Below are 21,210 nucleotides of genomic sequence, written 5' to 3' on the forward strand. Positions count from 1 at the left end.
AGGGCATACTGACTCAGAGCCGGCAGTAATCGGATGTGTGCTCAAGACCTGATGATGTTGATTGGTGCCTGGTGAATATTTGGAGTGGTTGGGGAATGACAGTGAGAAAAGACGACAAGGTAGCAGATAGCCTGGAAAAAATATTGGCTAAGAAAGTCTCGCCGCTTGATCTACTTTCACACAAGAACCTGCGTGAGAAGTTCATCGATCTGGTCCTGAATGGTGAACCGATACATCAGGATCCTGAAATCACACGACTATACAGCGGTCTTGTCGAGGCATTGAATTCTCATCGAATCGATGGGGCGAAGGTGGTCGTTTTTGGTGGCGGTACCGGTCTTTCAAATATTATTGGGGGTGACAGTCGCCTGGAGGGCTGGGCAAGGTCACCTTTCAACGGTCTGAAAGAGATTTTTCCAAGAACACGTTCTGTGGTGTGTGTAACCGACGATGGTGGTTCCACGGGTGAGATAATGAAGGATCTCCCCCTCATAGCAATCGGCGATATCCGTCATGTATTGCTCTCATCCATTCAGCTTTCCGCTTTGCAACGAACGTATCAGGTCTCAGTGCCAAACGCTTTGCTGATAATTGAAGAGCTTACCAAACTCTTCAATTATCGTTTTTCCACGAAACCGGATAGTGCTGAGCAACTTTTCAGCTGGACGGGTGCTGACCTCGAACGGATGCCAGGAAGATTGTCTGAAGTCTTGCTTGACCTTATAAGTCAGGTATTTACAGACGATCAATTGGAGCCGGTATTAAACCGGCCAAATTGCCTTGGCAACCTGATTGTGGTGTCGGCTATATATCGCCATCTGCCCGATGGTGTCGACAAAGAGCTACTTATTTCAGACCCTGGGTTGTTTCATGAACCGATCTATAAAGGGTTGGAATATCTGGCACTCAGCCTGGGTGTGGGCATAAAAGCTGTTCTTCCCTGTACAACCACCCCATGCCAGCTGCGTCTTGTCTACACCAATGGTGTGCAGACTACAGGTGAGTCCAAGGCGGGAGGTTCGCGCCGGGGAGTTCCTGTAGAATCGGCCCATGTGGATTTCTGTACAGAGCCCAGGGTTTATCAGGAGATAATTGATTATATCGATGATGCAGATATCATTGTCATGGCACCAGGAAGTCTTTACAGTTCCATTATTCCTGTTTTTAAAGTGCCGGGGCTTGCTGATGCCGTTCGTCGGAACGGCAAGGCCTTAAAAATTCTGGTATCAAATCTCTGGGTGCAGGCTGGTGAAACCGATTTGAGTATGAGTGACCCTGAGCGAAAGTTCAGGGTATCCGATATGATCAAGGCCTATGAGCGGAATATCCCCGGCGGAATTCAGGGCTTGTTTCATGAAGTACTTTGTCTTTCCTTGAAAGATGTGCCCGCTTCAGTAATCCAAAGTTATGCGGTGGAAGGTAAGATTCCAATTTACCTTGACCGTGAGGTGGTACGTAACCAGGGGTTCGTACCGGTCGAATGTGGTATATATTCCCGTCAGGCACTTGTTGAAAGAGGAGTGTTGCAACACGACCCTGCGATGCTGGCAACAGCTGTACGGGTGCTTTACGCCGGCAAGGAATGTTTTGCTGAAAGTAAGCATAGTGATTTCAGTGAGAAAGGCAGTGGCGTTGAGAACCCTGTTGGCGATACCTTCTTGCAGGCAGGGCGAGCCGTCGACTACCCGTGTCGAAATTTCCAGATTCCAAGTGTTCGTTATCAGAAGGTGATTGAACGCATACACCAGCTCGAAATAGGGTGTAATGCCGGATGTACATCTGACTGCTGTAGGGGAGTATCGTATATTCGGGATGTTTTTGAAGATTTGATCTGGAGGCACCATGACATACCTCTTGATCATCTTCAATACATCAATGGAGTAGCCTGTATTGGGCTGGAACTCTGGCCAAGAAACCAGCAATGGGATAATATCTTTGCTTTTTATGACCCTGTTGACCGGATGATCAAGATCCGCAAAGACCAGTTGTGCCATAAGGCTAAACTGGAAACAGGTATATTGATCGCCATTGGTGAATCTTTATTAGGAGATTATGCCCTTAAAAAACAGGTTGAGGAGGTTGCCTTAAATGAGCGGATAGTGGGGAAGGTATATAACCTTGAGTTGCGCGACGAGCAAGAGCGAAATTGTTATTTAAATACTCGCGAACTTGATGATTATCTTCATCTGGCCCGGATGTTCAGAGGTGGCTCCTATCTTGAATATACTCGTTTGCTCAATGGCAATGAGGGTTTTACTCCGCCTGGTTTGCTTATGGGGCTTTCATATGTCTGGTATCTGGAAAACCGGCTGTCCCCACAGATTGAGTACAAGATGACGGTCATGAAGATCCCCCAGACCGACTTGATTCCAGAACAAAAGAAAGTTGCCCGGAGGAGGTATAAGCTCATCAAATTCTTCCGTGATGTAGTCTTTAAGCAGGTTGGGGATCTCTAAGCTTCCTCTGCTATCCTTTATTCAATTCCTCCTCCCAAACCCCATACTCCTCACGCCTCGTGTCGTGCAGCTGAGCTTGAGGGGTGATCAGATCTGTCATTTCATTCCGCTAAATTCAATTACCACTGAAAAAAGACATGAAATTTTTATAAGCATTTGTATGGTATAGCGTAAATTCCTCGCAGAATTGCGTGCAGTTCTGCTCCTCTTTCTGACTAATGCTTAAGACGGTTTCAGTATGTCCTTATCCGTATTGGTAGTTGAGAATAACCCTGTTATTCAACGTGCCGTTTCAGCAATTCTGGAGCAGGAAGGTTGTCTGGTTCAGACAGCAGAAAATGGCCTTGATGCCTTGAATAAGCTCAAGGAAGATACTCCCGATCTACTTTTTACTGACCTGGTAATGCCCTATGTGAGTGGGGAACAACTGTGCAGGATTGTCAAAACCAATCCCAGTTAATCAGATATTTACATTGTCATTGTCACCGCTATGGTTGCCGGAGACATGCATACCATACTGGATTTTGATTATTACGATCTGTGCATTGAAAAAGGGCATCTCGGTGAGATTCGAACGCACATTCGCTCGGCTCTTTTGGTGTATAGGAATGATGGTCACGTCAGTCGGAAAGAAAATACATTGATTTCGGGTGTTGGAGATATTGAGGGCCTTACTGCTGAGGTTGCCGGCGAACTGTTTTCGGAGAGGCGACACTTGAACAGTATACTTGAAAACCTCAGTGAAGGTGTCATTGGGATGAACCGGGAAGGTGTGGTCGTCTCCATGAACAATGCTGCCCAGAAGATTCTTGATCATAGTGCTGAGGAGATGATTGGATCACCCCTCGTTGCAACCGGCTGGGGATCCCATCAGGCTGAGGTTGAGTACTGGCTGCAGGAGCGGACCGATAGCGCTGAACAAGAGCAGCTTGATATTTTAGGAGAAGCCCCTCTTTTTTTCAGTGAGAAAATTGTTACTGCCTCTTTTGTTGCAGTCTATGAGCAGGGCGGGAGGTTTAATCTATGTATTTTGCGAGACATTACCCGGCAGTTCAGGGCTGAAGAGGAGAACAGAACCCGCGATACTGCGATAAAGCTCATCACTAAAATGGATGCAATGAGTTGTATGGCAGGCGGTATCGCACATGATTTCAATAACCTGCTGACGGTTATATGCGGCAATCTCGATATGCTCACCCAGGCAGGCAAACGGTCTGACGGGGAGCAGTTAAGCCGGGCGATGCTGGAGCATGCCAGGACAGCAGCATATATGGCGGTTGAACTTACCCGTAAGATTTCCAGCTCTTCTCCATTTGGAATAGTCTCAAGAGATAGCGTCGACCTCGATGATATCGTCTCTAGCGTTTTGGAGGACTTTGCCAAAGAGCATAAAGTACCTTATAAGCGTACGCCTGGCACTGAAACATCGATGGTTCAGATAGATTCGAGCCAGGTCAAAACAGCACTTGCCAATATTCTTCAAAACGCGATGGAGGCAGACCCTGCCGGTGAGATCGAAGTTCACACTAAGTTGGCTGAGTATGAGGAGCCACTTCTAATGGCTGGCCAATATGTTCCTGCCGGGTGCTACTGCTGTGTCACAGTTCAGGATAGAGGGGAAGGGATAGATCAGGACCAGCTGTTGAATATTTTTGATCCATATTATTCGACGAAAGCACGTGGGGCTTCCAGAGGCGTTGGCCTGGGCCTTACTGTGGTATATGCCACATTCCGGAACCATGGAGGCTATGTTGTGGTAGATTCTGAACCTGGCAAGGGAACAGCCGTATCATGCTTTCTGCCGTGTTACCAAACGGGGACGACTGAAAAAAAGAATACAAATGAAAGCGCTGACCAACAGCGTAAAACAGCATCACCCCCAAAAGTTCTGCTCATAGAAAAAGACAATCAGTTGCAGCAGATTGGTAAAGCCATGCTCGATTATCTCAATCATGATGTTGAGATAGTCGATGGTTTGAGTGAAGGCCTTGCCTACCTGAGAGCGGAAAGGGAACAGGGAGGTGAAACTACCCAGTTTGTTATTCTTGACCCAGCCAGTGAACTCCTTGAGCATCAGGAAATATGCTCAGCTTTAAAAGAGCAGAACAGCGAGCTGAAAATCATCGTTACCGGCAGATCTATTTTTGATTCGGTGGTCGAGGATTGCCGTCAATACGGATACTCCAATGCCTTACCCAAACCGTTTACTGTGGACAGTCTCAGACATGTTCTGGTCACGGCAGGGAAGTAAGGCAAATGAGCGAAGAGGAACTGAATAAAGTATCTTGGTTCAATGGCGCCATCTCATACGGGAAAATCCCGGCAGGAAGAGCATTATGCCTATTGCCAGCTGATTCCTGCTTAGCATATCAACTCGACCATACACAGCACAACACCTAAGAGTACTTTTTTTATCTCCCGGATATACGTTCGGTCCAGGTGGCTTTTAAAAAGAGTTTTACGCTATCCAGCCATGGTGCTTTTCTAACATTTCGACAGTACAGCCTGCTGGAGTTGCTTCAGCTTCTTGGCTGATACCGGTGTCCTGCTTTTTATTTCAGGTGAAAACAGAGTTATCCGGTATTCTTCGATCATCTGGCGGTATTGATTGAGGAGTTCTCTTGCCTCTTCGCTGAGTTCTTCTTCTCGTTTGTTCAGTTGTCTGAGGCTTTCCAGATGGGGTTTGAGCTGTTTTTCCTTCTCTGCATCCTTGGTCGGGTTGTTGTAGAATCGTTCCACCCGAATTGCATAACTCTGCAGTTGCCTTTGGGTAAGATCCAGCCCGGCGAGGGAGGATGTGAGGAAGAAATCGCCGGGGACTATATCATTAAGCAAATCTATAAACTTTTGCTGCGCATTCTTGGTAAACAAAAGTTTACGACTATCAAGGCGAACATAGTGGGCGAGTTTTTCGCTTACTTCTCTTCGCAACCTCAACACCGCTACCGCTGATTCGGCAATAGCTTGTCCCTGCCGATACAGACCTAGTTTTTTCTGCTCGGCCACCTGCTGCTCAAAGAGAGCCTTATCTGGAATCGTTCCGTTAATAGCCGGGAAAAGTGCTCTGAAGATAAAGCGTAAGAGTTGGTCAACAGCGGTCTTCTTATCAAGCCCTGTCGCTATCAGAAATTTACCGGTGGGGCCGGAAAGCATGGAATTGCAATATTTTTTAAGAGACTTGAAACCGTCGGAAAACTGAAGCTTGAACAGGAACTCCACACCTTCCAGGTTTTTGCTGTACGCTGTAGCACGGTCTTTCTCAAAAGTGACGCCAACACCGCCTTTATCGATATACGGAACAAGCGCAGGAAAAATAAAGCCGGCAATAACTCCATCCGGTGTTTTGAGAGGAATGGACTCCGGCAGACCGTCAAAGTCCCACTCACGGGTGAGGCGGTCTCGCCAGGTATCCATGAGCTGCTGTTGGGCAGGAACAAGTTTTTCAGATGCACTGGTGGAATTAGAGGTGCTCTCCACCTCTTTGAGCAGTTTCCCGAGATCCCTGCCCGAGCATATATCCCTGCCGTCCAGATCAAAAAGCGTAAACCTGGCACGAAGATGGCCTGGAAGTTCAGTTGGCCAGTCCGATCGTTTTATGGATATGCGGTACATTTTGAAAATAGAGGACTCGAGTGCGTGGTAGAGTGAGCCTTGCGAGCTGTTAATATCGTCAAGGATTCTGTCGACAGCTACGTTTACAGGCACAAGATGTTTGCGTAAGCTTTTGGGAAGACCTTTGAGCAGCAGCTGCACCTTCTCTTTGAGCATCCCGGGCACCAACCATTCAAAAATAGCAGGGGAGACGTTGGCGCCGAGTGAAAGGGGAATGCGGACAGTCATGCCGTCATCGTCCCTGCCGGGAGAAAAATTATATTCTACCTGTAATTCAAGCGAGCCGACATTGATGGCAGTGGGATAATTGGCGAGCTGGTTGTCATCAGGCCTGCTATTGACGATGTCTTCGTCAGACATCTGCAGTAATTTTTGCCCCTTCCTCTTGAGGAATTTGTTCAGCGTCGCCCGGTCACAGACGAAGTCAGGCAGGCGCTCGTCATAAAAAGAGAAAAGAGCGGTGTCGTCAAGCAGGATGGCTGTTGTCCTCAGCCTGTCCTCAGCCTCTTTCCATTTGGTGATGAGTTGCTGGTTATGGTTCAGGAATGGGTAGTTGCCTTTGATCTCTCCTTCTATGAGCGCAGCCTGGATAAATATCTGACGTGCTTCGGGAATGTTCTTAGCGGCTCTTTTAGGGAAATTGACTGTGCGGCCGGCAACTATAATCAGCCCGAAGAGCGACACTCTTTCATCTGCGATTACCTGCCCGCTCTTTTTATTCCACCGTGGTGAAGACCAGGAATATTTGACCAGATGAGAACCAAGAGATTCAAGCCATTCAGGCTCAATAGTAGCAACTGTGAGACCGTAGAGTCTGTTTGTCTCAAGGAAGGAAGCAGCGATAATCCATTGACCGGCAGTGAGGAACTGGTGGGATCCGGGAAAAATCATTAACTCCCTGTTGCCTGCGCCCTGATATATTTTACCCTGTTTTTTCACCGCGATATTTCGTAAAAAACCAGAAGATAAAGCCCGGTGGATCTGCTGGTAACTTGCATCAATGGAATTGTCGCTGAACTCCTTTTGTCGATCAAGAATTCTGCCTAACTGCTCCTGGAGGTCCAGCCATTCACGCATGCGTTGAAATGACAGGTAGTTTGCCTTGCAATATTTTTTGAGTTTCGACCATGAACGTGTGTCTCCCTGATCATCATGGAAGTCGTTCCAGATATTCAAAAGAGTCATGAAATCAGAGTGCTTGTGGGCAAATCGCTGGTGTGCTGCGTCGGCTTCTTTTTCTTTTTCGGCCGGTCGCATTCTCGGGTCCTGAATAGCCAGGGCTGAGGCTATAACTTTTACTTCTGAAAGACAATTTTCACTGTTTGCTTCAAGGAGAATGCGGGAAATACATGGATCTATTGGCAGGTGGGCCATAATCTTGCCGGATTCGGTAAGTGCTCCTGCATTGGAAATTGCTCCAAGTTCCTGCAAAAGCTTATAACCGTCGCGGATGGTGTTGCGATGGGGCGGTTCGATAAAAGGGAAATCTTCAGGTTTTCCCAGTTTCAGCGACACCATCTGCAGGATTACCTCAGCAAGGTTGGCCCGCTTGATCTCTGGCAAAGTGAACTCTTCCCGCCCAAGGTAGTCCTCCTCTGTGTAAAGGCGGATACACAATCCGGGGCCAACCCGGCCGCAACGTCCTTTCCTTTGATCGCAACTGGCTCGGGATATCCTGTGTATAGGCAGGCTGGTGGTTTTTGCCCGGGCATTGTAGTAGGACATCCTGGCAAGACCGGAATCGACAACATATTTGATACCGGGGACGGTAATTGAGGTCTCGGCGACATTGGTTGCGATTACTATCTTGGGCGCTGAATGATGTTGAAATATGCGTCGCTGATCAGAAGACTGCAATCTACCGAACATTGGCAGAATTACTGCGCCAGTGGCTTGTTTCGCAACCAGATTGCAACAGGCCCGGATATCCTTTTCAGTCGGCAGAAATGCCAGGATATCACCAGGAGGTTCATTCTTGTAGAGCTGGATAATGGCTTCAGCGCAATGCTCAACGTAGCTGGCATCAATGTTACCCTCATCCGCTGCCTCGTCGTCGACACTGCCGGCAGGCTGATACCGGACCTCCACCGGGTAGGTGCGTCCGCTGACGTTGACCACCGGGGCATTTCCAAAATGTTTACTGAAGGCCTCAGTGTCTATGGTGGCCGAGGTGATAATCAGCTTGAGGTCAGGCCGCTTAGGCAGAATTCGTTTCAGGTAGCCGAGCAGAAAATCGATATTCAGGCTTCGCTCATGTGCTTCATCAAGAACAATTACCCCGTATTGCTTGAGCAACGGATCATTTCTGGATTCAGCCAGCAACACGCCATCTGTCATGAACTTGATTCTGGTATTTTTGTCGGTGTGATCATGAAAACGGATCTTATAGCCGACAATATTACCAAGTCCGGCCAATTCTTCAGTGACTCTTTCTGAAACCGAAGATGCGGCAATTCTGCGAGGCTGGGTGCAGCCGATGAGCGAATTAGAATCTGGGTAGAGCTCAAGGCAGATTTTTGGAATCTGCGTGGTTTTGCCTGAGCCAGTATCACCTGCGACGATGACGATCTGGTTGTCGGCAATGGCCTGACGTATTTCATTCCTCTTACCTGAAACAGGCAAGTCGTGTGGGTAATTGATGTTCATTAATAGCTGGATGCTGAAAAAGAATTATGGTATTGCTCCCCTTGACCGGGCTCATGATTCATAACATACGTTAGACATTTTCGTTAGCGAAAAAAGCGGGGAATTGTCAGTCTTTTGCCAGGGGAGGAAGAGCCCTTATACAGGTATCCTGTCTACAGTTAATGTCACCACCTGCCTGTCTGCAGGTATCTCGTCTTTACCGTTTATAAAATCACTATGGACCTTCTGGAAATCGCCGTCGCGGCACCGCTTGAAAATACCCTTACATACAGGCTGCCGCCAAACCTGCTGAATACTGAACTCTGCCAGGAACCTCTGGTTGGCAGGAGGGTGTTGGTTCCTCTTGGCAGGCGAAAGGTGACCGGATATGTGCTGGCAACCGGCATGGAAGACTCCAAAGAATTCAAGATCAAGAATATTTCTGAAATTCTTGATACGGCCCCACTTTTTCCGGAAAATCTGATCCCGCTTTTTCGCTGGATATCCGAATATTACCATTATCCGATCGGTGAAGTTATCAAGTCTGCGCTGCCAGGGGGGCTGACACCAAAATCTGCCCGCCAGCTTCAGGCCGGTTCGGCCAGCGGGGAAAAACTACAGGATATTCTGCGTGGTATCGCCCTTGGAACAGGCGAGGGTAAGGATCACAGAGATGTGGAATCCTATCTGTTGAAATTGAGTCAGAACGGCAAACTGACATCAGCAGAGACCAAAGAAATTTTTAAGTCGAAGAAGGTAAAGAAATACATAGACTCACTTGTTGCTGATGGCGTTTTGGAGATGCATGAGTCCGTGAGTGGGGGCACGTCAAAGGAAAAGCACGAGATTTGCTATTCCCTGTCGGCAGAACCAGCCGGCCTGGAAGGCTTGCCTGGTTCCGGAAAAGATGCAATTTCAATTTATCGGGCCAGACTTAACAGGCAAAACAATTTGAGCCTGGGGGTCGCAGAAGCAAAAACAATGTATTACCTGGAACTGTTACGGGGGAATTCTGAAAAGGGAGCGGTGCCAAGAAAAGAATTGCTGGCATCCTACTCCGGTGCAGGTAAGCAGCTTCAATCGTTGATAGCCTCAGGAATGGTGGTCGAGGAGCGGCGCCGTGTTTTCAGAAGTCCGCTGGGGGAGCAGCTCGAATTTTTCCCAGCCCCTGAGGTATTGACAGAGGAACAGCAGGCAGCTCTTGCTGAGATCGTACCCGCAGTTGAAAAGGGTGGTTATTCGCCTTTTCTGCTGCATGGGGTAACCGGTTCCGGCAAGACCGAGGTCTATCTTCAGGCAACTGCCGTAACTCTCAGTCTGGGCAAAAGTGTACTGGTCATTGTTCCGGAGATTGCCCTTGCAACACAGCTTGAGACCCATTTTATCTCACGATTCGGAGAAAACGTCGTTCTGCTTCATTCAGGCCTCACAGCCGGAGAAAAGTTTGACCAATGGAGTCTTGTTGTCTCGGGTGAGGCCAGGATCGTTATCGGCGCAAGATCTGCCATCTTTGCGCCTTTCAAGGATCTCGGTTTGATTGTGGTAGATGAGGAGCATGACGGCGGCCTCAAGCAGGATGATAAGTTACGTTACAATGGCCGTGATCTGGCGGTGGTCCGGGCAAGGCAGCAGCAGTGTACCGTACTGCTTGCCTCCGCCACCCCGTCCGTGGTCAGTTATTATAACGCTCAAATTGGCAAATATAATCTCCTGACCATGAAAAACAGGGTCGGAAACCGCCCCCTTCCCAAAGTGAATATCATTGACTTGAGACAGAAGGCCAGGGGGGGCAAGAAAAGTATTTTCAGGCCGCCTTTGCAGAAAGCCCTGGTCGACAATCTTGAAAGGGGTAAGCAGAGCGTAATTTTTATCAACCGGCGTGGCTTTTCGGTAAATGTTATCTGTCAGGAGTGCGGTACTCCTGTTGAATGCGTTGATTGCCATGTTTCACTGACTCTGCACCGGTCCAAGCAGCAACTCCTCTGTCATTATTGTGGTTACTCAGTGCATGAGCGAACAGTTTGCGGAAATTGTTCCTCAACGTCCATGGTTCCCGTGGGGTTTGGTACAGAACGGGTGGAAGAGGAATTGCGTGCTTTAGTGCCGGAGGCGCGGATAGCACGGTTGGATGCAGATACCGCATTCGACAGAAAAGTTTTTCTGGAGACACTGAAAAAGACCCGTGCCGGGGAGATTGATATCCTGGTTGGTACCCAGATGGTTGCCAAAGGGCACCATTTTCCGGGGGTAACATTAGTTGGCGTGGTCTGGGCCGATGCAGGGTTAAGTATCCCTGACTATCGCGCGGCCGAGAGAACATTTCAACTTGTGACGCAGGTTACAGGGCGAGCGGGTAGGGGAGATGACCCGGGAGAAGTCTATATCCAGACTATGCGACCTGACCACTATGCTTTGCTTTATGCCAGGGGACACAGGTATGAAGAATTGGTTGAACGTGAGTTGGAGCTACGCAGAAACCCCAAATTTCCGCCATATGTCAGAATGGTAGCTATCCACATTCACGGTGAGTCCGAGGACAGGGTGGTGGATAGCGCCATGAAAGTAGCTCAAGTCTGCAAGGCCCTTCTGCAGCAGCCGTTACCCGGATCATCAACTCAGGGGTCCAGAGATGCCAACAACACCCTGGGTTCTGCAGAAGTGTTGGGACCTGCGCCATCGCCGATTGACCGGGTTAAAAAGAAGTATCGCTGGCAGGTAATGATTAAGACAGAGTCGCTGAATATTTTGCATGGTATATGCAATTATATTCATCAGCACCAAAATGAACTGGCGGCCAGAGATTGCCGGTTACTGCTTGACGTTGATCCGGAGAATATGATGTAGCCTGCTAGCCAGGTTCGATTGCTTCCGGATAGTTACAGCGCTCTCCCTGAAAGTTTTCAAAGACCAGCGAGGTTCCGTGCTCAAGTATGTATTGCGGTGTGAGCGGGATCTTACCTTTCCCGTCTGGTGCATCCAAAGCCAGGGTTGGCACCGCCATACCTGAGATATGTCCATAGAGCTGACGCATGAGTTTTATACCGACTGAACTATGTGTGCGAAGGTGGTCAGTACCGCGGGACAGGTCGGCCTGGAAGAGATAATAGGGTTTGATGCGTAGGCGTAAAAGACCTGTAAAGAGTTGTTTTAAGGTATCTGCAGAATCGTTTACTCCGCGTAGCAGTACGGTCTGGTTGCCGAGTGGAATGCCAGCATCGGCAAGCATTGTTGCTGCTTTTTCCGCTTCGGGTGTCAGTTCCCGGGGATGATTGAAATGGGTGTTGATATAGAGTGGGTGATAACGCTTGAGTATATTCACCAGCTCCGGGGTTACCCGCATTGGCAAAGTTGCAGGGACTCTGCTGCCGATGCGAATCACCTCGATTGAGTTAATTGCCCTGAGCTCTGACAAAATATCATCCAGAACTTCATCTGCAAGCAATAAGGGGTCTCCTCCTGATATAAGTACCTCCCGAACTTCAGGATGTTCCCTCAGGTATTGGTATGCGGCTTGTAACGAATCTTCTGAAATCACCATGCGGGAGGTGCCGACTTTCCTCTTACGCGTGCAGAACCTGCAATACATCGCGCACTGGCCGGTAACAAGCAGGAGTGCGCGGTCAGGATATTTGTGGACAAGATTCGGTGTGACACTCAGATTTTCCTCACCCAGTGGGTCTATATGACAAACGTTGTCATAAAATTCAGCTGGATCAGGTACAGCTTGTCGCCAGATTGGGTCACCAGGGGCCTGGATGAGCTTGAGATAGTACGGATTGATTCTGAGTGGATAACGCTCTATGACATCTTGAATTACGGAATTATCGCAACCAAGATGTTTCTTCAAATCGCCATAAGTGGTAATACTGTCTTTGAGTATGTGTTGCCATGTTTTCATGGTCGGCATTATGGAGAAAAGCAGGTTGATTGTCAATGAATCTAATTGATATCGAAGGAGCTTCCGGGGACAATGTCAAAAATTCAGTATAAGTTCAAGTACGATGAGTATGGTAATACGCGCGAAGTTATCGTCTATGGAAGCGGCACCGCTGTCAGTTCTATAAGTTTTGTAAACAAAGGAACAGCATTTAACGAGTCTGAGAGGCAGCAGCTTGGCCTTCAGGCTTCACTGCCTCCAGGTATTCGAGATTTGGAGGAGCAGGTTGAAAATACCAGGCGTATTGTCGAAAACAAGGTCGACGATATTGAGCGTTTTATTTTTATCCGTGCCCTTTTCGATAGAAACGTAACTCTGGCGCATGCGCTAATACGGAGCGATCTGAGAAAATATGTCGGCATTGTCTACACTCCGACGATAGGCCAGGCCGTACAGCGTTTTTCTGCACTGTACCGGCAGGCGAATGGTTTACATTTTTATCCCGGCAACATCGATATGGCGGAAGATATTCTGCGTCGATACCTGCACCGTGATATCAGGATTGCAGTTGTCACTGATAATCAGGGCATTCCCGGAATGGGTGATCAGGGCGCGGGCGGCATTGCAATATGTCTCGGTAAGTTGATGCTCTATACTCAGGGGGGTGGTATTGCTCCCTGGCATTGTCTGCCGATTTCCCTAGATGTGGGCACAGACAATGAGGATCTGCTTAATGACAAGCGGTATCTCGGCTGGCGGAACAAACGACTGAAGGGGGAAGAATACCTTTCTTTCATCGGCAGATTTGTTCGAGCCTTTCGCAATGTCTTTCCAGATGCACTCTGTCAGTGGGAAAATCTCTCCCGTCATAACGCCGTGAGTATTCGCGACGCATTTGCAGATGAGATAATCACCTTTAATGATAATATCCAGGGAACCGGTGCAATTGTGCTCGCTTCAATTTTTTCGGCCATGAAGGTTAAAAAAGAAAAGTTGAGCAAACAAAAATTTCTCGTTCTCGGAACTGATTGCGGTGGAATAGGTGTCTGCGAGCAACTGGAGATAGCCTTGCGTGAGGAAGGGCTCGATGAGCAGCAGGCAAGAGACGCTATTTTTCTGGCTGATTCGAAAGGAATTGTTACCACAGAGACCGCAAATGAATATTATATCAAGCGCTATGCCAAAGATCCCGCGCGGTTCAATTGGCTGGTAGGGTGCGATAATGTCAAGGACGTAGTGTTGGGAAGCGGAGCAACCGTGCTCATCAGTACCCAGACAAGTCAGGCTTGCAATGAAAGCGGTATTGTCAAAGCAATGTTAAAGAATACTGACAGGCCGGTTGTGTTGCCCTTACATATCAGTGCGGGCACATCCAATGAGTGCGTGAGGGAGCTTCTAGAGGTTACTGATGGAAAAGCGCTCATAGCTTCTGACGATCCAACCAATGGAACCGCCTCCAACACTGATGATGACTACCAAAGTAAGGTGAGCCAGAGCAATAATATCCTAGTGTTTCCGGGAGTGGGGCTTGGAGTGCTGGCATCAGGAGCTCGTGAAGTTCTACCGGAATTCTTCATAGCTGCAGCGCAAGCTGTATCACGCTGTGTCCGTCAGGATGAGCTGGACAGTGGCCGATTGCTCCCCTCACTCGCCGATCTTGAACTGGTGAGTAATACGGTGGCTTTGGCAGTGGCAAAGCGAGCTGTTGAACTCGGGGTGAGCAGACCCTGTGTTTTTTCCAGTTTTCGACATGATGGTGAGGAAGCAAGGTTGCGCGAGCTCATCAAAAAGATGCGCTGGGAGCCAAACTATTTGCCACTTATACCGATGTGAGTTTCAGATAACCGGATAGTGCGACAAAATTGCCCTGGCCGCTATGGCTTTCCGAAAAGATGTTGAGCCTAAGGGCATCGAGGCCCGTTCCAGGTTCTAAGAAAAGCAAGATCCACCTAAAAAGCCCTGCTCAATGAGCAGGGCTTCTTAGGTGGGTATCTCAGAAAAAGCTATCAAACTTTTTGAACGTTATCTGCAGCTGGTCCTTTTGGACCGTCAATGATATCGAAGCTTACACGAGAACCTTCTTCGAGGGATTTGAAGCCTTCTGTCTGGATAGCGGAATAATGTACAAATACATCTGGCCCACCGTCCTGCTCGATAAAACCAAAACCCTTAGCATCATTAAACCACTTCACTGTACCTTCTGCCATTGTAACTACTCCTTTTGAACTCAGGCCCCCCAGGGAACCTTATAATAATTTTCCAGCATAGCTTGCAGCTGGTGAACATTTTGCTACGCTGGTCAGCGGCAGCCACCGATTATGCAGTATTGGTTCGTGCGGTAAACCATTGCTAGGGCAGGTTTGCTGGAACTCCTTAAAGCGTAACAATAATAGCCGTTTAGCATATAAAAAATATAAAAGCAACTGATTTATGTTATTTAAATGGGATTTTCTAAAATGTTAGGTCATGAGAGTGTATATTGCATTTGTGGTGGAAATTACATAATGTTTTTCTAAAGTAGTGTGCGGCTGATGGAGTAACGCACTTTTGGTTGAAAGTTTGATGACGATTGCAGAGATACCACCAATTACCTGTTGGGACCCTAGCTGGGAAAAATTACTAATTTGTAAAAAAGTTGACACAAAACACCCCCTCCGTTAACCTTGGGTGCCTAAAAAATATACCAGCAATATGCCCCGGTTTTGTTAACAGGGTCTTGCTGATCCACTATTATTTCACTGAGTGAATTCCTTGTATCCCGAATATAACTTTACTTCACAGTTCGCCAATATTCTTGGCAACACACTCCACTACATAGATGAAGGCCAGGGCCCTGTTATAGTAATGGTCCACGGTAATCCCACCTGGTCCTACTATTACCGAAATCTCATATCACTGCTTTCCCGTAATTACAGGGTGATAGCGGTGGATAATATCGGCTGTGGATTATCTGATAAACCACAGGATTATGATTACAAACTCTCGCATCACATAGACAACTTGCACACTTTGCTCAACGACATTGATGTGTCGAGCTACTCTTTGATTGTTCATGACTGGGGTGGAGCTATTGGAATGGGTCTCGCGACTCGCTATCCGGAACGTTTGGAAAAAATCGTTGTTTTGAATACAGCGGCCTTTTTATCAACGAGGATACCTTTTCGCATCAGCCTGTGTAAACTGCCGGTAATTGGTCCAATCATAGTACGAGGGTTTAACGGGTTCGCCAGGCCTGCAACCTTCATGGCTGTATCAAAGCCTCTGGCTGCTGGTATTGCTGCTGCGTATCTTGCACCATACAATAACTGGAACAACAGGGTCGCAGTTTCTGCTTTTGTCCAGGATATTCCTCTCTCCGATAAGCATCCGAGTTACCTTACCTTGCAGGAGATAGATAATAATCTGTCAACAATAAGAGATGCTGGAATCCCCATGCTCATTCTTTGGGGCGGTAAGGACTTTTGCTTCGATAAAGTGTTTTATGAAGAGTGGCTGAAAAGGTTTCCCAATGCTGAGCGGCATTATTTTGAAGATGGTGGTCATTACATACTCGAGGATAAGCTCGACGAGATTAAGCCGATCCTGTCACGCTTTTTTACAAAACATGAGGAGTAGCTACCCATGGTTGTAAATATTGCTGAGACGCTCAATGAAGTCGCTGAGGAATTTGGGGACCGGACTGGCCTGATCGAGGCAAAATCCGGAAAAACCATGAGCTTTCGTGAGCTCAACAGCAGATCTGACAGTTACGCGACCTACCTGGCTGCAAAAGGTGTTACCTCTGCCGACAGGGTTATGCTCATGGTCACACCTTCGGCCGATTTCATCTGCCTTACTTTTGCGCTGTTTAAAATTGGCGTCACCATAATTCTGATTGATCCCGGCATGGGGTATAAAAACCTTCTTAAATGTATTGAAGGAGTAAAGCCCTCTGTTTTTATAGGTATTCCCAAGGCAAGGCTGTTTGCGGCCTTTTTTCCTGGTCCATTTGAAAGCGTCAAATACAGGTTTTGTTGTGGAAATTCTTTTGGTCTTTTTGGCAAGGATATACGAACTGCTATTCAGGCAGAAGTTGAGCCATATCCTGTTTACCGACCGTCGGCCGATGATCTTGCTGCGATAATTTTTACTACCGGTTCAACAGGTCCGCCCAAGGGCGTTCGTTATGAGCATTCTATTTTTGCAGCCCAGCTTGATAGGATTCGCAATTATTATGGCATTGATGAAAAGCACACAGATCAGCCAGCCTTTCCTCTTTTTGCCCTGTTTTCCACAGCTCTTGGCGCTTGTGCCGTGATCCCTGATATGGATCCTACCAAGCCGGCCCAGGTTGATCCTGAAAAATTCATATCTTCAATAAAAAAATATGGTGTGAGCTATTCATTTGGTTCACCTGCCATCTGGAACGTTGTGAGCCGCTATTGTATCGAAAACGGCATTCGGCTCGATTCCTTAAAGAAGGTGCTGATGGCAGGTGCTCCTGTGCCTGGGGAGTTGCTGGAGCGTGTTACCCGGATCTTGCCTGGTGATGCCAGGATTTTCACCCCTTATGGCGCAACAGAGAGTTTGCCTATCGTTTCCATGGAAGGGCGGGAGATCCTTGAGGAGACCTGGCCCCATAGCAGAGTAGGTAAGGGGACCTGTGTAGGAAGGCCGTTGCCGGGTATTGATATTCGGGTGATTATGATTGATGATTCTCCAATCGAGAACATTGACCGGGCAGAATTTTTGCCCGCCGGTGAAATTGGTGAAATTATCGTCAAGGGCGATGTGGTAACGCGGGCTTATGAGAACAATGAGAAAGAAACACAGCACGCCAAAGTAAAGGACGGGGATTCCTTCTGGCATCGTATGGGCGATACCGGGTACTTTGATGAATTGGGCAGATTATGGTTTTGCGGGCGAAAAGCGCATCGGGTCATCAGCGACGGAGTGACCTTCTTTACTATTCCCTGTGAAGCAATTGTCAATGAGCATAAAGATGTTTTTCGTTCTGCTCTGGTAGGTGCAAAATATTCTGGTGGCGAGAGAGTACAACCCGTACTGATTATTGAACCTCACAAAGATTTTTCCGGTTCAGAGGCTCAGCTACTGGCAGAGGTAAAAGAGTTAGCTGCTGCCAGTCATCTGACCAGCTCGATAACCGAATTTATGGTGCACAGAAAGTTTCCAGTGGATATACGGCACAATGCGAAAATCTTTCGTGAGCAACTTGCCCTTTGGGCTACCGAGAAATTACGGGCTGAAAGATGAAAAAAGTACTTGTGACCGGTGGCGGCGGTTTTGTAGGGAAAAATATAATACGAATGCTACTCGACCGTGGGGTAGAATGCACTGCGGTTGGCAGGAATGTTTATCCCGCAGTTGAAGAGTTGGGCGCGCGCAGTCTCGCTGTTGATATCCGGGACTCTGCAAAAGTAAATGAAGTAGTCCGGGATGTGGATACAGTATTTCATGTCGCCGCACTGGCAGGCATCTGGGGTGATTGGCAAGATTACTATTCCATAAATGTTCAGGGGACTGAGAATATCCTGGCGGCTTGCAGAAAAAACAATATCTCCAGACTGGTGTATACCTCAACCCCTTCCGTGGTATTTGATGCAGATGACATCGAAGGTGGCACAGAGAGTTTGCCCTACCCGGATAAATTTCTCTGTCACTATGCGCGAAGCAAGGTGATGGCAGAAAAACTGGTGCTGGCGGCCAACGATGATACTGCAGGTGGTTCAGGGTTTCGCACTTGTGCGATTCGGCCACATTTAATCTGGGGCCCGGGTGATCCGCATCTCATTCCGCGTTTATTGGAAAAAGGCAGAAGCAGGGAGTTGAAAATTGTCGGCGAAGGTAAAAATCTCGTTGATATCTCCTACGTGGAAAATGTCGCCCATGCCCATGTTCTTGCCGGATTCGATCTGGCGGCTGAGGGTGTTTCCGCCGGCAAACCTTATTTCATCGGTCAGCCGGAACCTGTAAATCTCTGGGATTGGATTAACCAGCTCTTTCTGAAGCTTGGTATAGCACCGGTAACAAAATCTGTACCGTTTCCTGTGGCCTATGGTGCAGGTGCTGTTCTTGAAGGGATGTATGGGGTGCTCGGCAAAAAACAGGAGCCAAGGATGACCAGGTTTCTGGCCTTGCAGCTTGCTAAATCGCATCATTTTTCACATGACGCCATAGAAAATGACCTTGGATACTCATCGGTTGTTTCAACTGAAGAAGGAATGGAAAAACTCATAACCTGGATTCAGCATAATGAGAAAACTCTTTTATAAATATATAGCCGCATTACTCGTTGCGATAATGATACAGGCTGCATGCCTGCAGTCTGCTTTTGCCCTGAGTGTCGGAGAGGAACGAAAGATTGGTGAGCAGTTGCTCTACCAGGTCCGGGCAGCTTTTCCGTTGGTGGATGATCCTGATCTGGTTATTTATCTGCGTTCTTTGGGCAAGGAAGTACTTGAGGTCGCTGGGCTGCAGTACTTTGATTATCACTTCTATATTGTTCAAAGTGGTGATTTCAATGCTTTTGCTGCTCCATCTGGCCTAATATTCTTCTATACCGGGCTGATCGGTGCCATGGAGAGCGAAGATGAACTGGTTTCAGTTCTGGCGCATGAAATTGGCCATGTTGCCAGAAGGCATCTCGCCGGTCGTATGGAAAAAGGGAAACTCGTCAGCGCGGCCTCACTTGCCGTTGCCCTGGCTGCGCTTGCTCTTGGTGGTGGGGCTGCAACCCAGGCTCTGCTGACAGGCTCTCTGGCAGCCGGTCAGAGCGCAACGCTTCATTACAGCCGTAAACATGAGGAAGAAGCGGATCTTATGGCGTATGGCTGGATGAAAGAGATGGGCCGTCATCCTGAGGGACAGGAGAAGATGCTTGAAACCATGAGAAGGGTAAGCCGATACAGAAGCGATAAACTTCCTCAGTATCTCCTGACACACCCGAATCCGGAATTTCGACTGAACTATGTGCAGTCATTAATGGTGGTGGATCAGGAGGATTTAGTTGACTTCGAATCAACCGACGACCTCGAATTTCTGCGTTTCAAATACCGGATAATGTCCAGCAGTGACGGAGCAGAAAGATTACGTGAGTATCTGGTCAGTCAAATGACCGATAGCAGGCTTGATGCTAAAGAGAAGCTGATGGCCAAGTATGGTCTGTCCCAGGTAGAACGGCGCCTGAATAATTATGCGCGGAGTGAGATATTGCTCGACCAGGTTATTGCTGCCATTCCGGATTGGTCTATCCTGAAAACCGATCGGGGAGTTTTGCTCTTTGAGGCTGGCAGAGTTGAAGAAGCCCGCGTTATTCTGGCCAAGGCATTTTCTGAAAATCCGAAAGATATGTATGCCGCTTATAACCTGGCACGTGTGAACATGGCATTGGGAAATCTGAACGAGGCGGAAAATCTTTTTAGGGTAGTGTCTTATGACTTGCCGCAGTATGCGAAGGTCTATTTTGAACTTGGCAAGATTGCCACAGCCAAGAAAGAAGAAGTTCCAGCGGCCATAGCTCTTGGCAAATACAACCTGTATGAAGGGAAATTAAAACTTGCTGAATTCAGCTTGAAGCAGGTTATGCAGCATGGACAGGCAACCGAGCAGGAAAAAAATGAGGCTGGCAGGTTACTTGAAACGATCAAGAATCTGCAGGAAAAATAGCACGCATCTGTGGCCGTAGCATGTAACTGAGAAGGTAGCCGGGGAGAATCCTCAGCTACCTTTTTTTATGAATTTCCGGGAAGGGCGGAAGGTGGTTTTAGTCGTCGTCGCGGCCAGTGAGGTGGATCAGGAATTCGGTGTTTCCTTTGGGGCCATGGATTGGAGAAGTGACAATACCTTCCACCTTGAGATCCAGCTCTTTGGCGAAAGTAACTATTTTATCTATGGCTTCCTGATGGAGTTCGGGTTCACGGACTACTCCACCTTTGCTGATTTTATGTTGTGGCAGTTCAAACTGGGGTTTGATCAGGGCGATTATTTGTGCCCGCTCCCTGAACAGGGGAATGAGCGTAGGGATAATTTTGGTAATTGAGATAAAGGATGCATCCATGACTGCCAGATCAATGGCTTCACCAAGATCAGATGGTTTCAGTTTTCTGGCATTGAATCGTTCGATGACCACCACCCTGTCGTCTGATCTCAGTTTCCAGTCAAGCTGGCCATAAGCAACGTCGACGGCGTAAACTCTGGCGGCACCATTCTGCAGCAGGCAGTCGGTGAATCCACCGGTAGATGCGCCGACATCAAGGCAGCACATTCCTGCGGGATCTATATCAAAGGAATCTATAGCTTGCTCAAGTTTTAAGCCGCCCCTGGATACATAACGACATTTCTGTTTGGTGCGAATGGCTATTCCGGCTGGATATGCTATCCCGGCTTTATCTGCGACCTGATCATTTACCAGCACTTCGCCTGCACCAATCATCGCTCTGGCGGCTGCGATATCATTAGCAAGATGTCTTTCAACCAGTAGTTCGTCTAAACGTAGCTTCAAGGGTAATAGATTCGTTCAAGTGGATAATTTAAGCAACCACAGGTTTATATGGCGTGAATGTACCAGGTGTAGACTTCATTGCGCTGTGCTCCCTGATCTGAATAAAAACTATTTCCATGATCAGGGAAAACACAATGGAT

The 21,210-nt window shown here is 47.9% G+C and carries 13 protein-coding genes; 9 read left to right on the forward strand and 4 right to left on the reverse strand.

Translation table 11 applies throughout. The annotated features are described in order from the left end of the window. Positions 1-95 precede the first annotated feature (95 nt). From FCL45_RS14115 to FCL45_RS14125, 3 genes are all read left to right on the forward strand, one after another. The gene (locus FCL45_RS14115) at positions 96-2,456 is read left to right on the forward strand and encodes a gluconeogenesis factor YvcK family protein (RefSeq protein WP_136795844.1); all 2,361 of its coding nucleotides are present in this window, start codon (positions 96-98) and stop codon (positions 2,454-2,456) included. A 238-nt stretch (positions 2,457-2,694) separates the two neighbouring features. Continuing rightward, positions 2,695-2,916, forward strand: coding sequence for a response regulator (locus tag FCL45_RS14120; RefSeq protein WP_136795843.1), 222 nt, complete (start codon positions 2,695-2,697; stop codon positions 2,914-2,916). A gap of 45 nt (positions 2,917-2,961) precedes the next feature. Continuing rightward, on the forward strand, positions 2,962-4,707 hold the full coding sequence (locus FCL45_RS14125) for an ATP-binding protein (RefSeq protein WP_167495656.1): 1,746 nt from the start codon (positions 2,962-2,964) through the stop codon (positions 4,705-4,707). Between the two features lie 233 nt (positions 4,708-4,940). Here FCL45_RS14125 and hrpA read toward each other — a convergent pair whose 3' ends face one another. Beyond that, entirely contained in the window at positions 4,941-8,714 is a 3,774-nt protein-coding gene (gene hrpA / locus FCL45_RS14130) for an ATP-dependent RNA helicase HrpA (protein ID WP_136795841.1), read from the reverse strand. 216 nt (positions 8,715-8,930) lie between these two features. Here hrpA and priA point away from each other — a divergent pair, with 216 nt between their 5' ends. Beyond that, the gene (priA, locus tag FCL45_RS14135; protein WP_136795840.1) at positions 8,931-11,537 is read left to right on the forward strand and encodes a replication restart helicase PriA; all 2,607 of its coding nucleotides are present in this window, start codon (positions 8,931-8,933) and stop codon (positions 11,535-11,537) included. Between the two features lie 4 nt (positions 11,538-11,541). Here priA and FCL45_RS14140 read toward each other — a convergent pair whose 3' ends face one another. Next, a complete protein-coding gene (locus FCL45_RS14140) occupies positions 11,542-12,591 on the reverse strand; it encodes a KamA family radical SAM protein (RefSeq protein WP_136795839.1) in 1,050 nt (349 codons plus the stop codon). A gap of 72 nt (positions 12,592-12,663) precedes the next feature. On the opposite strand from FCL45_RS14140, the gene maeA reads away from it, so the two are divergent. Continuing rightward, the gene (maeA, locus tag FCL45_RS14145) at positions 12,664-14,403 is read left to right on the forward strand and encodes an oxaloacetate-decarboxylating malate dehydrogenase (protein ID WP_136795838.1); all 1,740 of its coding nucleotides are present in this window, start codon (positions 12,664-12,666) and stop codon (positions 14,401-14,403) included. Between the two features lie 173 nt (positions 14,404-14,576). Here maeA and FCL45_RS14150 read toward each other — a convergent pair whose 3' ends face one another. Beyond that, positions 14,577-14,777, reverse strand: coding sequence for a cold-shock protein (locus FCL45_RS14150; protein ID WP_136795837.1), 201 nt, complete (start codon positions 14,775-14,777; stop codon positions 14,577-14,579). Positions 14,778-15,312: 535 nt separating this feature from the next. Between FCL45_RS14150 and FCL45_RS14155 the strand changes: the two genes are divergently transcribed. Genes FCL45_RS14155 through FCL45_RS14170 form a run of 4 tightly spaced genes read left to right on the forward strand, consistent with a single transcriptional unit; the run spans position 15,313 to position 20,235 of the window. Then, complete coding sequence (locus FCL45_RS14155) at positions 15,313-16,185, forward strand: alpha/beta fold hydrolase (protein ID WP_136795836.1); 873 nt, start codon at positions 15,313-15,315, stop codon at positions 16,183-16,185. A gap of 6 nt (positions 16,186-16,191) precedes the next feature. Beyond that, the gene (locus tag FCL45_RS14160; RefSeq protein WP_136795835.1) at positions 16,192-17,823 is read left to right on the forward strand and encodes a fatty acid CoA ligase family protein; all 1,632 of its coding nucleotides are present in this window, start codon (positions 16,192-16,194) and stop codon (positions 17,821-17,823) included. Then, positions 17,820-18,842 (forward strand): NAD-dependent epimerase/dehydratase family protein, encoded by a 1,023-nt coding sequence (locus tag FCL45_RS14165; protein WP_136795834.1) that lies wholly within the window; start codon positions 17,820-17,822, stop codon positions 18,840-18,842. Before FCL45_RS14160 ends, FCL45_RS14165 begins: the two co-directional genes overlap by 4 nt. Further along, on the forward strand, positions 18,823-20,235 hold the full coding sequence (locus FCL45_RS14170) for a beta-barrel assembly-enhancing protease (protein WP_136795833.1): 1,413 nt from the start codon (positions 18,823-18,825) through the stop codon (positions 20,233-20,235). The genes FCL45_RS14165 and FCL45_RS14170 overlap by 20 nt, the downstream gene beginning before the upstream one ends. A 97-nt stretch (positions 20,236-20,332) precedes the next feature. On the opposite strand, the gene FCL45_RS14175 is transcribed toward FCL45_RS14170, so the two are convergent. Then, positions 20,333-21,070, reverse strand: coding sequence for a TlyA family RNA methyltransferase (locus tag FCL45_RS14175; protein ID WP_136795832.1), 738 nt, complete (start codon positions 21,068-21,070; stop codon positions 20,333-20,335). Positions 21,071-21,210 lie beyond the last annotated feature (140 nt).

The sequence above is a fragment of the Desulfosediminicola ganghwensis genome, assembly GCF_005116675.2.
Lineage (GTDB): Bacteria > Desulfobacterota > Desulfobulbia > Desulfobulbales > Desulfocapsaceae > Desulfopila > Desulfopila ganghwensis.

Coding starts and splice junctions, on each gene's coding strand:
- FCL45_RS14115 (WP_136795844.1), top strand. CDS start 96: ATGACAGTGAGAAAAGACGACAAGGTAGCAGATAGCCTGGAAAAAATA.
- FCL45_RS14120 (WP_136795843.1), top strand. CDS start 2,695: ATGTCCTTATCCGTATTGGTAGTTGAGAATAACCCTGTTATTCAACGT.
- FCL45_RS14125 (WP_167495656.1), top strand. CDS start 2,962: ATGCATACCATACTGGATTTTGATTATTACGATCTGTGCATTGAAAAA.
- hrpA (WP_136795841.1), bottom strand. CDS start 8,714: ATGAACATCAATTACCCACACGACTTGCCTGTTTCAGGTAAGAGGAAT.
- priA (WP_136795840.1), top strand. CDS start 8,931: ATGGACCTTCTGGAAATCGCCGTCGCGGCACCGCTTGAAAATACCCTT.
- FCL45_RS14140 (WP_136795839.1), bottom strand. CDS start 12,591: ATGAAAACATGGCAACACATACTCAAAGACAGTATTACCACTTATGGC.
- maeA (WP_136795838.1), top strand. CDS start 12,664: ATGTCAAAAATTCAGTATAAGTTCAAGTACGATGAGTATGGTAATACG.
- FCL45_RS14150 (WP_136795837.1), bottom strand. CDS start 14,777: ATGGCAGAAGGTACAGTGAAGTGGTTTAATGATGCTAAGGGTTTTGGT.
- FCL45_RS14160 (WP_136795835.1), top strand. CDS start 16,192: ATGGTTGTAAATATTGCTGAGACGCTCAATGAAGTCGCTGAGGAATTT.
- FCL45_RS14165 (WP_136795834.1), top strand. CDS start 17,820: ATGAAAAAAGTACTTGTGACCGGTGGCGGCGGTTTTGTAGGGAAAAAT.
- FCL45_RS14170 (WP_136795833.1), top strand. CDS start 18,823: ATGAGAAAACTCTTTTATAAATATATAGCCGCATTACTCGTTGCGATA.